Origin of the sequence: Paenarthrobacter sp. TE4293, from assembly GCF_050435325.1 — a bacterium.
Taxonomy (GTDB): domain Bacteria; phylum Actinomycetota; class Actinomycetes; order Actinomycetales; family Micrococcaceae; genus Arthrobacter; species Arthrobacter nitroguajacolicus_C.
Genome location: NZ_JBNJRY010000003.1, coordinates 436665 through 450301, shown reverse-complemented (window position 1 = coordinate 450301; position 13637 = coordinate 436665). Strand labels below are relative to the sequence as shown.

The window sequence follows — 13637 nt, the reverse complement described above, 5'->3', positions numbered from 1 at the left end:
GCAGGTGCTAACTTGTTGAGGACCCGCTTGTGATGCAGCCCGCCAGCGACGCGCCGTGTTCTTTTGAGGTACCCATGAGCTATGTTCTCGCCATTGACGTCGGGACAAGTTTTACCGCCGCTGCCCTGGTTAAGCCCGGCCAAGGCCCCGCCCCAGCTCCAGAAATCCTCCCCCTGGGAGTGCACGGCAGTGCTGTGCCCTCCGTGCTGTTCTACGCTGACGATGGCCGTGTTTTGGTAGGTGAAGCGGCCGAGCGCCGCGGCCTGGACGACCCCCAGCGAATGGTGCGGGAATTCAAACGCCGCATTGGCGATTCCGTTCCCCTTGCTGTCGGCGAGAAGTGGCTGGCCGCGGAGGACGTGTACGCCACCATGGCCCGCTGGGTGGTGGACAAGGCCCGGGAGCGTGAGGGAACGGCACCGTCGTCGATCATCATGACGCATCCCGCCGCCTGGGGCCAACACCGTACGTCACTGGTGTTGGCGGCGCTCAACGTGGCGGGCCTTCAGGACATCACCCTGATCAGCGAGCCGGAAGCGGCGGCCCTGCACTACGCCTCCCAGACGAGGGTTGAGGATGGCAGCACCATAGCGGTGTACGACCTCGGCGGCGGGACCTTTGACACCGCCATTCTCCGCAAGGCCGGAGCCGGAAACTTTGAACTGCTGGGCCGTCCTGACGGTATCGAAACCCTTGGCGGCGCCGATTTCGACGCCGCCGTTTTGCGTCACGTGATGGGTCATGTGAGCACTGCGGCGGAAATGGATCCTACGGCGCCGGAGACCCTGGCAGCTCTGTCACGCTTGAGGCGGGAGTGCCGGGAAGCCAAGGAAGCGCTGTCCATGGACAGCGAATCCAGCGTGGCCGTGTCACTGCCGGGGACGCAGCAGTCCGTTCGGCTTGTCCGGGCCGAATTCGAAGCGATGATCGAAGAGCCCCTCCGGGAAACCGTGGAGGCGCTGCAACGAAGCCTGCGGAGCATCAACGTTGACCCTCAGGATTTGAGTACCGTGCTGCTCATCGGCGGATCATCGCGCATTCCACTGGTGGCCGGGATGATTTCGGTGGAACTGGGCCGGCCCATCGCCGTCGACGCCGATCCCAAGTCCTCCATCTGCCTTGGCGCGGCCGTGGCCGCCTGGGCGCAAGCGGGCGAGGGCAACGCGGATGCGGCTTCGGCTGCTGTTGGCAGCGCTGAACGTTCAGTGGCGACCCGGCCGCATGTCGCCAGCCGGGCGCCTGCCCTCGGCGCCCTCAAGACAGCGTCCGCAAAGACCGGCCGGCACGCCCCGCGGCCCCGTGCCCGGATGGCGGCAGCGGCCGCCGTCGCTGCCACCGTCTTGACCATCGCCACCGCGACGGCGGCGCAGAGCCCCGACGGCAACGGACTGCTGGCCACCATGTTTGGCAACCAGGCCGCTGATGTCATGCGCGACGGCGGCGCTCAAGCTTCCGGGGCCCAGGCCGGTGGCGCTGGTGCCGGCAAAGCGGCAGAGACTCCGGCTTCGGGCAACCCTGCTGTGGGGCTTGAGGCCAGTGCGAGGACCGGAGTCACCAGGGCGGGAAACGTACCGGGGAACGGGGCGGGGAAGAGCCCGGCCCGGTCCGGAACGGGCAATGCCGGCACGGGGGCGGGGACGGCCGCAGGCTCTGCTGCGGGACAAGTTACGGGCTCCACGCCAGGCACCGCGACCGGGGGGACGGGCAGCACAGCCACTCCTGCCACGCCGGGAACGGGAACGCCCGCTGCCCCTGGAACCACTCCGCCGCCGGCCACCACGCCTGATCCCGATCCCACGGGTGGCGCGGCCAGTGGTCCCACCCCGCCGACAACAAACCCCACGACGCCACCACCCGTCGCCGAACCCACCACTCCGCCCACCACGCCGGCGGATCCGGTCACCCCGCCGCCCCCACCGCCGTCACCAGAGCCAACGGTGCCCCAACCTGAGCCAACGATCACCCAGGACCCGCCTCCGCCTCCGCCGGCACCGGAACCAACGCAGGACCCCGTCACTCCGCCGGCCACAACTGATCCCGCACCCCTTCCGACGGAGACCGCACCGGTTCCGGATCCAGCGCTGCTTTCGGCGGTCTAGCCCATGACGGGACAGGACCATAAGCCCTGGAATGTTCCACCCGGGTCAAACGAGAACCCGCCATTGAACAGTTCCTTGAACAGTTCCTTGGACAGTGCAGGCAGGGCAGGCATTGCCGGGGCCGACCCGCCCCACATCCCCGGGCTTTCCGGGGAATCAGCGATGGTCCGCGAGTTGCTGCTGGCCCTCTCTGTTGGGTTCACGCTGCCAGCACCCCTGCCGGGAGGTTTGGCGGACCATGACGGGCTCGAATCGATCATCGATGCCGCCAAGGATGCCGGACTTCTGCTGGCCGATGGCTCCGTGGTGGGGACGGCACGGCATGCCTTGCTGAAAGGCACTCCGATCTCCCGGCTCCGTGCCCTGCAGCGGGAACTCGTGGACAAAATCCTGGAGCACAACGGCGCGCTGGGAGAGCTGGCCCGGGACCTCGCCAGGAGTGGTCTGCAGGATTCCCGGGTCGCCACAGAGCTGGAGGAAGCAGCCAACAACGTCCTGGAAACGGACCCACTCCTTGCGCGGGATCTCTATGCGGAAGCGCTTCTTGCCGGGACCAGGGAACTCGACAACGCCGCCAAGCGCGCCCAGGCGTTGGCCGCCACAGGGGACCTGGACGCAGCGGGAAGGATCGTTGACAGGCTGCTCGCCTTGTCCGAGCCCCCTGACCTTCGCTTGGGTGTGGACGTGGCGGCTGCGGTGTGGGCGCAGCGGGGAATGATGGCACGGAGCGCGGACACCTACAGCTGGCTGGGGCCGGACAGGCTGGGCAGTTCGGCACCGCTGGCTGCGGTGGCCATGATCGGCTCCGGCAATGCAGCAGGGGTTGAGGAGCTCCTGGCAGCTGGAACGCCGGCCGGGTCGCCGACCCTCCTGGCGGTTGCCTTAACGCTCACCCAGGAAGGACTGCGGCGAACCCTGGGCCCCGCGCCCCAACTGGCGTTGCCGGAGCTCATCAGGGCCTCGGACATGATGAACGCTTCCGGCGCAGCGGTTCCGTTGCCGGAGAGCCCGGGCGCCCTGGCCGCAGTATGTGCCCTTCACAGCGGGGAACCTGCCGTGGCGGACAACGTACTCAAGGCTGCCCTGACGGCGGGGCAGGGCGGTGATGCTGCGCGGCCGCGGCTGTTCCTCCTGCAGGCATGGTCTGCCATGCAGCAGGACAACGCTGACGAAGCCCGGTTGGCCATCAACGAGGCAGCCAAAGCCAACCCCTGGCCGTTGGCGCCCCGGGACGAGCTCCTGGTGGCTGCCTTGGAGGTGGGGCTTGCCCGGCGGGGCAGTGAAGTGCATGAACTGGTCTTGGCATGGGACAGGGCCCGGGAAGCGATGATGCACGTATCGGTGGATCTTTACAGCCTCCTTCCGTGGGGCGAACTGATGATTTCAGCAGCACGGTTGCGTGAAACCCCCCGCGTGTCGCACTACTTGGACGGTGCCTGGGAGTTGTTGGGGAAGTTGGGGAACCCGCCCTTGTGGTCTGTTCCCCTCCACTGGGCGGCGGTGCAGGCCGCACTGCTGAGCGAAAGTCCGTCTGAGCTCGCCCCCCATGCCGCTGCGTTGGTCAGGGCCTCTCAACACAGTCATCTGGCATCCGTTCTCGCCGCAGGTGGCAAAGCCTGGGTTTCGGTGTTGGCCAGCCGGTTTGACGCGGCCGACGTCGAAACGGCGGCCCGTGGGCTGGCCGCCGTCGGAATGCCGTGGGAAGGCGCGCGTTTGGCAGGTCACGCCGCAGCGCATGCGGAGGAACGACGCGACCTGGTGAGGCTCCTGGCTTGTGCCAGGGACATCCATCCCCAAGGTGCTTCGTCAGGGGCGGGCCCGGAGCGCGGGGAAGAGCCGCACCAGGACGTGACGGGTATGCCGGCCCCGGAAGGCCCCAGGGCGGGTTCCGTGGATGCGTCCGGGCTCAGCATGAGGGAACGGGAAGTAGGACGGCTTCTCCTGGAAGGCAAGACGTACCGGGAGATCGGCGAGGCGATCTACATCTCGCCACGGACTGCCGAACACCACGTTGCACGGATGCGCCGACGCCTGGGGGCGGACAGCCGCTCGGAGCTTCTGGTCCGCCTGCGCCTGGCGTTGGGGGAGGGGTACCCACCTCCGTGAGCGGGAACCCCCTCCACCCCCTAACGGCGAACCCCGCCATCCCCTAACGAGGCGTCGGTGGGTAGGGGGACCACCCCCGATGCCCGGTCCCTCACCCCGGCCATAGGTTGAAGTTGAGCCCGGCAAAGGCGCCGGGCCAATTACCACCCACCACAGAATTTGAGGGAGCATTCAAATGCCTACACTCGCACAACAGCTCGTGCAGTTCCTGATGAGCCTGTTCAACGATCCTGATGCCGCCGAAGACTTTGTCCGCGATCCCGAAGCTGCCCTCGCTGCAGCCGGCCTCCGTGACGTTTCCTCGGCCGACGTCGATGCTGTCCGTCCGGTGGTCCTGGACTACGCACCGATCAATGCCCGTTCGTCGTTCGACCGCGAGTACAACACCGGCGGCAACCATGCCTCTACCGGTGGCGGCGCCACGTGGGGCGGACACGACGATGACCATGATGATGACCACGGTGGTGGCGGCGGTGGCGGTGGCTGGGGTGGCGGCGACCACGATGACCACGACGACGACCACGGTGGTGGCGGCGGTGGCTGGGGCGGCGGCGACCACGATGACAATGATGACCATGATGACGACCACGGTGGTGGCGGCGGTGGCTGGGGTGGCGGCGGTGACCATGACGACCACGCACACGCCGTACAGCAACTGGTCCATGTGGTGAACAACTACTCGTACACCACCACCATCGACGACCGCGACACGATCACCGATCAGTCGGTGAACCAGAACATCTGGGCAGATGGAGATGTCACGCAGCTGTTCAACCAGGACGCAGTAGTCGCCTCGGGCGACGGCGCCATTGCGGCCGGCGACGACGTGAATGACTCCGGCAACACCACCACGACAACGACCACCACCCACACGGACGACCACTCGACGGACAACTCGGTGAACATCACAGAGTCTGGCCCGGGGGATGTCGAAGTGGGCAACACGGACATCGAGGTCAAGGATTCCTTCAACGACAACTCCGATCACTCGGTGACCAAGGATTCCTACAACACCGACGTCGATGTTGATGTGGACATCGAGGATTCGTTCAACGAGGACAACTCCATCAATACGGACAACTCGAACAACTCCGTGAATGTCAGCGACTCGTTCAATGACAACTCCACCGACGTGGACGTAGATGTTGAGGACGTTCAGCTCATCAATGACTCCGTGGTGGTCCAGGACAACGAAGTGGACCTGGAGTACTCGCCGGACAACTCCACCAACATCGAAGTGGATGACGTCAACGTCATCAACGATTCGATCGTGGTGGCCGACAACGAGGTGGACTACACCAACATCGAAGACAACGTGGTGGTGGCGGACAACGAACTGGAGTTCGACAACTCCACCAACATCGACGTCGAAGACGTGGACGTCGAGTACAACGACATCGACGACTCGATCGTCGTGGCGGACAACGATGTGGAAATCGACTGACACCCAAGAGATCCACACGGCGTAGCGAAAGCTGCGGCGCGAACACCCCAGCAGTGCCCGGCAGGCCGCTAGTCCTGCCGGGCACTTCGTGGCCTCCACGGACGAGGCCGGCAGAGCAAAGGACAGGCTGTGGCGGAAACAGGACGCATGACCACCTTGGTGGAGCAGGGGATGGCACTGGTGGGGGACCGGAACGATCTCCGGCGACGGTTGGAGAACACGCGCAGCCGTCTGCACGATCCCAGCGTGCGGGTAATCGTCGTTGGAGAGTTCAAGCAAGGCAAAAGCCAACTCATCAACGCCTTGGTGAATGCCCCCGTCTGCCCGGTGGATGACGATATCGCCACCACAGTGCCAACCGTCGTGCGGCAGGGGGATCCGGCGTCGGCCGTTGTCCTGGTTCCCGCCGTGGACGGAACCACCACGGAAGGCACACAGCCGCAGCCTGACGGTGACGGAGGCCGCCAGGAAAGCACCCTGGAACGGCAGCCCGTGCAACTGGACAAGCTCGCTGATTATGTCTCGGAAAAGGGCAACCCGGGCAATGCGAAGAACATCGTGGCGGCCGAGGTTTCGCTGCCAAGGAAACTGCTGGCAGACGGGCTCACGGTGGTGGATTCCCCCGGCGTCGGTGGGCTGGGTTCAACCCATACGCTGACCACCTTGACGGCCCTGCCCACCGCGCACGCTGTGGTTTTCGTTTCCGATGCTTCCCAGGAGTACACCGAACCGGAGATGCGGTTCCTGCGCCAGGCCATGCGCATCAGCCCGAACGTGGTGTGCGTGCTCTCCAAGACCGATCTCTACCCAAGTTGGCGCCAAATTGCCGACCTCGATAAGAAACACCTGGCCGATGTTGGCCCGGACATTCCCCTGTTTCCGGTCTCCTCCGAGCTGCGCCTCCAGGCAGCACGGCTGCAGGATACGGAGCTGAACACCGAATCAGGCTTTCCCGTGCTGATCCACCACCTGAGGACCAACATTGTTGGAGAAGCTGCCCGAATCCAACGTCGGTCCGTGGGCCACGATCTGTTGTCCGTCGCGGAGAACCTGAGGCTCGCCCTGCAGTCCGAGCTTGGCGCCTTGGAGAATCCCGAAGGTACTCCGCAGATGATCGCGGGACTGACCGCGGCGAAGGAAGACGCGGACGCACTGCGCAAACGCTCGGCCCGGTGGCAGATCACCCTCAACGACGGAATCGGGGACCTGATCGCGGACATGGAGTACGACCTGAAGGACAGGTTGCGCCGGATTCAACGTGAAGCGGAAACGGCCATTGACCAGGGCGATCCAGGACCCGCGTGGGAGCAGTTCACCCAATGGCTCGAACAAAGTACGGCTGCGGCGGTGTCGGATACGTTCGTGTGGACCAGCGAACGGGCCCAATGGCTGGCCACCCAGGTAGCGGAACATTTTTCCGAGGACGAGGTTGCCCTGCCTGCCCTGAAGGTGGCTGACACCGGCGGTGTCCTGGACCCCGTCGCCGCCATCCAGCACATGGAAGACGGGCGGGTGGGACCCTTGCAAAAAGTACTGATCGGCATGCGCGGATCCTATGGCGGCGTGCTGATGTTTGGCCTCCTGACTGGGATCTTCGGGATGGCCCTCATCAATCCCCTCTCTGTTGGCGCGGGGCTCATGCTGGGACGGAAAGCTTACCGGGAGGACAAGGCAGCCCGACTCAAGCAACGGCAATCAGAGGCCAAGATCCTGGTCCGGAAGCATGTGGACGATGTGGTGTTCCAAGTGGGGAAGCAGCTCAAGGACAGGCTGCGGCTGGTCCAGCGCGCCACCCGGGACCATTTCACGGAAATCGCCGAAGAGCACCACCGGTCGCTGACCGAATCCGTGGCTGCCGCCCAAAAAGCGGCCGCAACCTATGCCGTTGAGCGGGACCTGAGAATCAAGGAGATCCGGAACGAACTCAAAGCCGTAGACATGCTGGCCACGTCGGCACAGCAACTCCAGGAGGACCCGCCTGCCGGAAACCGACCCAACACCGCGCCGTCGGCGGTTCCGGCAGGATGAAGGAATCGGGTATCGCCGGAGCTGCGGAACTGCTCCGGCAGGCAAGGGAAGTCTTCCATGACGACGCAGCTGCGCTCGCGGTGGTGGACGACCTGGAGACCAGGTTGAAAGAACCGTTGCGCATAGCAGTGGCCGGTATGGTCAAGGCCGGAAAATCGACGCTGCTCAACGCGATCATCGGCGAAGAAATAGCGCCGACAGACGCCGGGGAGTGCACCCGGGTGGTCACGTGGTACCGGTATGGGCACACCCCCAAAATCACGCTCTACCCTTACAGGGGAGTGCCCCGGACACTTCCAGTGACCCGTGAAGACGGCCGCTTGGTCTTCTCCCTGGGTGATACCCCGGCCGACGATGTGGAGCGCTTGGTGGTGGATTGGCCCTCGGCCAGCCTGCATGACTTCACGTTGATCGACACCCCGGGCATTGCCTCGTTGTCGCAGGACGTCTCCGGAAGGTCAACAGCATTCCTGCTGCCCGAGGATGCTCCAACGGCAGCGGATGCGGTCATCTACCTCATGCGTCACCTGCATGCCTCGGACGTCCGGTTCCTGGAGTCCTTCAAGGACACAGCCGCCGGCCAATCCGGCACCGTCAATGCCCTGGCAGTACTGTCCCGGGCCGATGAAATCGGGGCCGGGAGAATCGATTCGCTGATCTCCGCGGCAGTTATCGCCGACAAGTACAGCCGGGACCAAAACCTCAAACCCCTGGCTCTGGGCGTCGTCCCGGTGGCCGGGCTCCTCGCGCAAAGCGCACGGACCATGCGGCAGGCGGACTGTGACGCCTTGACGCTGTTGGCGCAGATGGACAGGAACCAGCGGGAACGGATGATGCTCTCCGCAGACCGGTTCATCCGGCTGGAGGGACCCGGGGAACTCGACCCGGCCGCCAAGGCGTCCTTGGTGCAAAGGTTTGGCCTGTTCGGGATCCGCTTGGGTGTGGCCCTGGTCCGGGGCGGGACCACTGATCCCACGGAGTTGGCCCATGAGCTTGCACGCCGCAGCGGGCTGGGGACCTTGATCGACACCATCGGCTACCTCTTCCAAACCCGCGCCGACGCACTGAAGGCGCGGGCCGCCGTCGTGGGCCTGGAGTCGTTACTGCGGGGCATACCCAAGGAGCGGACGGCGTCGCTGGAAGCGGCCATGGAAAAACTTCACACCGGCGCCCACGAATTCCGGGAGCTCCGGCTCCTGGCAGTCCTGCGTACCAGCGGTACCGGATTGGACGGACACCACGAAGCCGAAGCCGAGCGGTTGGTGGGCGGACGTGGCAGTACGGCAGCCTTGAGGCTTGGCTTGGAGCCCGACGCGGATACAGGGCAGATCACCGAAGCTGCCCGGAACTGTTTGAACCGTTGGCGGCTGCTCGCGGAAAACCCCCTGACGGAGCCGACGGCACTGGACGCATGCCGGGTTGTCCTGCGCAGCTGCGAAGGGATGCTGGCGTCTATGCCCGCCGCTCACTGAGTAACCACTGAGTGGTTGTTGGGAAAAACAGCAGGATCAGGCCTGCAGCGGCAAGAATGAACTGGGCTGCCAACAACGCAGTAGCCAGAGCGCCACCGGCTCCGGGTGCCACCACGAAATCGGCGGTGATCACCGTGACCACCGCGTGCAGGAGGACCAACGGGGCCAGGGCCCACCGCGGCCAGACGCGGCGTCTGAACAGCACCGCCAGCAGGACCGCTTCCATGGCCACAATAAGTGCGATCATGGCGAGGCTTCCGAGGAAGACGACGGCTGTAGCCCCCTCCACTGCCTGGGTGTCACCCGCGGTCACCATGCCTCCAATGACGCCTTTCAGGCGTTCAAAGTGGGAGTCACGGTCGAGGAAGCCGGAAACTGCGACGGCTGCTCCGGCCACGAAACTGGCAATCCACAGGGCCCGGGAGAGGCGTGCGGCACCCGGCGGCCTGACAGCCGCAGTGATGGGCGGGGGTACGGAGAGGGAGATGCCCGGCCGCGGTGGTGGCGCGGGAGGTGTAGACGGCCCGCTCGCTGCTGGTGTGGTGGAAGGTAACTGCCGTGAACCATCAGCTTGCTGGGCCATGTTTGCCTACTTCAGCTCGTCGGTGTCATGGGGATCAGGCTCGCTCCGCTTGGCATCGCCGGGTTTGAAGCCGTTGTTTTTGGGTTCACCGGTACCGTCGGAGGGCTTGTCGCCGAGCTCGCGGTCTTTGGCTTCAAGATCGGCCTTAAGCTTCTTCAGGCGATCATCTTCGGCTTGGTTGCGGCGGCGGGTTTCCAGGTTCCGAAGGAACTCGGGGTCGTCGTCCGGTGCGGTGGGCATACGGCGGACCGGCTTCGCTGAGGGTTTGCCGTAAGGCCTTCCGAAGATGAACCAAAGGATGGCGCCCAACAGCGGCAGGACGATCATGACGATGATCCAGGCCGTTTTGGAGATGCCGCGCGTTTGGTGCCGGTCCGTGCGGATGACATCCACCAGGGCATAGACGAAAATGACAAGGACGACGACGACGCCTACAACCCGGAGCATGCACCAAGTCTAGTCGCCGGAAGCCCTTCACCGGACCTCGGATTCAGGCCCGTGATCAGAGTGCAACCATGGCGGCTAAACTTGGATGGTGGCTTTCCTGAAGTATTCCCTCATTCGCCTGGCGCTGTTCGTGCCGTTGTTCATCATCTTCGCTCTTTTGCAGGTGGGCCTGCTGCCGGCGGCCATCTTCGCAGGGCTGATGGCTTTTGCCATCAGCTACCTGTTTTTCCAGAAACAGCGCGACGCCGCCACTGCCGCCATGCGCGAACGTTTCTCCGGGCGGGCCAAGCCCATCCGTACCGCCGGCGAGCTTGAGGACGCTGCCGCAGAGGACGGACTGGTGGAGAAGAACCCGGACATCGCCGTCAATAACGACAAACGCCCGGGTTCCGTCTAACGTCTAGAAGCCGCGGCTCAGGATCAGGCCCAGCGAGAACAGCAGGCTGTACCCCAGATTGATCAGGCCGGTCTGCTTGAGCACGGGGATGAGGCTTTTCCGCTTCTTCCCGTTGACCATCAGCCACGCCGGCATCAAGCAGGCGGGGATGAGCAACAGGACAATCAGCATCCACGGCTTGGTGGGTGCCAACACGATGACCAGCAGGATGGCGACGGCCAGCATCAGCACATAGCTTTCACGCGCGTGCCGGTCTCCCAGCCGCACCGCCAGCGTCCGCTTGCCGGCGGCAGTATCCGTGGGGATGTCCCTGACATTGTTGGCCATCAGCAGGGCGCAGGCGATCAGGCCCGTACCAATAGCGCCGATCACCGCGGCCAAGCTGACCTGGCCCGCCTGGGTATAGGTGGTGCCGAGCGTGGCCACGAGCCCGAAGAACACGAACACGAAGATGTCGCCCAGGCCCATGTAGCCATAGGGATTCTTGCCGCCGGTGTAGCCCCATGCTGCCAAAACACAGCCGATGCCCACCAGGATCAGCCACCACGTCTGGGTGATGATCACCAGGATCAGGCCACAGAGCATTGCCGCTCCGAACAAGGCAAAAGCTGCCCACTTCACCTGTTCCGGCTTCGCCGCGCCTGAACCAACCAGGCGCAAGGGGCCTACGCGGTCTTCATCGGTGCCGCGAATGCCGTCAGAGTAATCGTTGGCGTAGTTCACGCCGATCTGGAGCAGGAGTGCCACCAACGCCGCCAGGATCGCGTTCGGCAGCCGGAACGCGTGGAGTTCGTACGCCGCTGCCGAACCGATCAGGACGGGCGCGATGGCCGCGGGCAGTGTGCGGAGCCGGGCTCCTTGAATCCATTGTGCAGCTGTCGCCACGTGTAGTACCTCGTGTATTTCGCGGTTGATCTTAGTCAGTGTCGGGAGGGAAGAACGTGTCTATTGTCCCTGATGCAGTTCGGAAAGCCGTTCAATCATGGCCAGACGGTCGGGTTTTCCGTTGGGCAGCATGAGCAGTTCCGTGTCGGCAAACACTGTCTTGGGCGCCAGGACTCCCAACGCTGCCTCGCGCCGGCCCGCGAATCCCTTGATGCCTTCGGGGCTGGGGTCGGTCACAGCAACGTACGCCGCAACGGCTTGGCCCCATTCCCGGGACGGGACGCCGGCGACGAAAGCCGCGGTGACGCCGTCGAGTTCTTCCAGTTTGCTTTGGATGTACGCGGCGGAAGCTTTGACGCCGCCGGTGATGATGACGTCGTCGGCGCGGCCGAGTACGGAGAGCTTGCCATCGTCAGTCAACTCGCCGAGGTCCCCGGTGACGTACCAGCGGACGCCGTCTTCCTCGAAGAACGCAGCATGGGTGGCGCGCGCGGCGTCCAAATAGCCCGCCGCCACGGTGTCGCCACCCAGCAGGACACGGCCTTCCAGTTCACCCTGACCGATGCGGACCTCGACGCCGTCCAGTGGCTCGCCGTCGTACACGCACCCGCCGCACGTTTCGGCTGAGCCGTAGGTGGTGACAACCTTGAGCCCTTCGGCGTGGGCGGCCGCCAGGAGATCGGCCGAAGCCGGGGCGCCGCCCAGCAGGATGGCGTTGAAGCGGCGCAGCACGGCGAGCGTTTCCGGCGCAGGGGAGTCCAGGAGCCGCTGCAGCTGCGTAGGCACCAAGGATGTGAAGCGGATCTTGTCCGTAAGTTCTTCGGCGGCGGCGGTGAAGGCCTCGGGCGTGAAGCCGTTCGACTGGTCCATCACCCACGGACGGGTCCCTGCATAGAGCGAACGGACCAGCACCTGCACGCCGGCCACATACTGCAGCGGGAGGGCCAGCAGCCACTGGCCTTCGCCGCGCAACGCCATGGCGGTGGACACAGACGATGCCGCGAGGGCGTCGACCGTCAGGACGGTTGCCTTCGGCGTCCCTGTCGAACCCGAAGTCCGGACCACCACGGCCGCGTCCTCGACGCCGGTCTCCACCGGGACCGCCTGCGGCTCACCGGTTTCGTCCAGCACGATTTCGACGGCGGGGCCCTCGCCATGGAGGGCAGCCATCAAGGCTTTGAGTACAGGATCGATGTTCACGGAGGTCCTAGAAGTAGTAGGGGAAGTTGGACCAGTCGGGATCGCGTTTTTGGAGGAAAGCTTCCTTGCCCTCCACGGCCTCGTCCGTCATGTACGCGAGGCGGGTGGCTTCCCCGGCGAACACCTGCTGCCCGGCGAGTCCGTCGTCGGCGAGGTTGAAGGCGAATTTGAGCATGCGGATGGCCTGGGGCGACTGGCGGGCGATATCCGCGGCGTACTCCAGCGCGACTTCCTCCAAGCGCGCGTGCTCCACGGCCTCGTTGACTGCGCCCATCCGGACCATGTCGTCGGCGGAATATTCGCGTGCCAGGAAGAAGATCTCCCGCGCAGCTTTCTGCCCGATCTGGCGGGCCAGCAGCGCAGAGCCGTATCCGGCGTCGAAACTTCCCACCGTGGCGTCTGTCTGCTTGAACTTGCCGTGCTCGCGTGAGGCGATGGTGAGGTCGCTGACCACGTGCAGGGAGTGCCCGCCTCCGGCCGCCCAGCCATTGACGACGGCGATGACCACCTTGGGCATGGTCCGCATGAGCCGCTGCACTTCCAGGATGTGAAGACGCCCGGCACGGGCGGGGTCGATGAATTCAGCGGTATCGCCTGCAGCGCCTTCTGTCTGGTAACGGTAGCCGTCGCGTCCACGGATCCGTTGGTCCCCGCCTGAGCAGAACGAGTGGCCGCCATCCTTTTCCGAAGGGCCGTTGCCGGTGAGCAGGACGGTGGCAACGTCCGGGGTCATGCGGGCATGGTCCATGGCACGGTAGAGCTCGTCCACCGTGCCCGGGCGGAACGCATTGCGGACTTCGGGGCGGTTGAACGCGATGCGGACTGTGGGGAGGTCCTTGACGGTGCCGTCCGCCGAACGCTCTACCTGCCGGTGGTAGGTCATGTCCTTGAAGTCATCAAAGCCGGAAACGGTGCGCCAGCGTGAGGGGTCAAAGACGTCGGAAACCTTGGCAGGGAGTTGGTTGTTCACACTCCG

11 protein-coding genes are annotated in these 13637 nt (G+C 64.9%); 6 read left to right on the top strand and 5 right to left on the bottom strand.

Going from position 1 to position 13637, the window contains the following annotated elements:
- Positions 1-74: 74 nt before the first annotated feature.
- The 5 genes from QF015_RS08365 to QF015_RS08345 all read left to right on the top strand — a co-directional run bounded on the left by QF015_RS08365 (position 75) and on the right by QF015_RS08345 (position 9149).
- Positions 75-2099 carry an Hsp70 family protein gene (locus QF015_RS08365; RefSeq protein ID WP_310206780.1) on the top strand — a complete coding sequence of 675 codons (2025 nt, stop codon included), beginning with the start codon at positions 75-77 and terminating at the stop codon, positions 2097-2099.
- A 3-nt stretch (positions 2100-2102) separates the two neighbouring features.
- A complete protein-coding gene (locus QF015_RS08360; protein WP_429388338.1) occupies positions 2103-4205 on the top strand; it encodes a LuxR C-terminal-related transcriptional regulator in 2103 nt (700 codons plus the stop codon).
- A gap of 175 nt (positions 4206-4380) precedes the next feature.
- Positions 4381-5649 (top strand): IniB N-terminal domain-containing protein, encoded by a 1269-nt coding sequence (locus QF015_RS08355; protein ID WP_429388336.1) that lies wholly within the window; start codon positions 4381-4383, stop codon positions 5647-5649.
- 129 nt (positions 5650-5778) lie between these two features.
- Positions 5779-7677 carry a dynamin family protein gene (locus tag QF015_RS08350; protein ID WP_310206772.1) on the top strand — a complete coding sequence of 633 codons (1899 nt, stop codon included), beginning with the start codon at positions 5779-5781 and terminating at the stop codon, positions 7675-7677.
- The gene (locus QF015_RS08345) at positions 7674-9149 is read left to right on the top strand and encodes a dynamin family protein (RefSeq protein ID WP_429388333.1); all 1476 of its coding nucleotides are present in this window, start codon (positions 7674-7676) and stop codon (positions 9147-9149) included. The genes QF015_RS08350 and QF015_RS08345 overlap by 4 nt, the downstream gene beginning before the upstream one ends.
- Here the strand turns inward: QF015_RS08345 and QF015_RS08340 are convergent.
- Both QF015_RS08340 and QF015_RS08335 read right to left on the bottom strand, forming a co-directional pair.
- Positions 9130-9732 (bottom strand): hypothetical protein, encoded by a 603-nt coding sequence (locus QF015_RS08340; RefSeq protein WP_310206767.1) that lies wholly within the window; start codon positions 9730-9732, stop codon positions 9130-9132. The genes QF015_RS08345 and QF015_RS08340 overlap by 20 nt on opposite strands.
- A gap of 6 nt (positions 9733-9738) precedes the next feature.
- Positions 9739-10179, bottom strand: a complete 441-nt coding sequence (locus QF015_RS08335) for a PLD nuclease N-terminal domain-containing protein (protein ID WP_429388331.1) — start codon at positions 10177-10179, stop codon at positions 9739-9741.
- Between the two features lie 85 nt (positions 10180-10264).
- Here QF015_RS08335 and QF015_RS08330 point away from each other — a divergent pair, with 85 nt between their 5' ends.
- Entirely contained in the window at positions 10265-10576 is a 312-nt protein-coding gene (locus QF015_RS08330) for a DUF4229 domain-containing protein (RefSeq protein WP_310206761.1), read from the top strand.
- A gap of 3 nt (positions 10577-10579) precedes the next feature.
- Here QF015_RS08330 and QF015_RS08325 read toward each other — a convergent pair whose 3' ends face one another.
- Genes QF015_RS08325 through QF015_RS08315 form a run of 3 tightly spaced genes read right to left on the bottom strand, consistent with a single transcriptional unit; the run spans position 10580 to position 13631 of the window.
- Complete coding sequence (locus QF015_RS08325; protein WP_310206758.1) at positions 10580-11461, bottom strand: 1,4-dihydroxy-2-naphthoate polyprenyltransferase; 882 nt, start codon at positions 11459-11461, stop codon at positions 10580-10582.
- A 60-nt stretch (positions 11462-11521) separates the two neighbouring features.
- Entirely contained in the window at positions 11522-12661 is a 1140-nt protein-coding gene (locus QF015_RS08320; RefSeq protein ID WP_429388327.1) for an AMP-binding protein, read from the bottom strand.
- A gap of 7 nt (positions 12662-12668) precedes the next feature.
- Positions 12669-13631, bottom strand: coding sequence for a 1,4-dihydroxy-2-naphthoyl-CoA synthase (locus QF015_RS08315; protein ID WP_310206752.1), 963 nt, complete (start codon positions 13629-13631; stop codon positions 12669-12671).
- Positions 13632-13637: the final 6 nt, after the last annotated feature.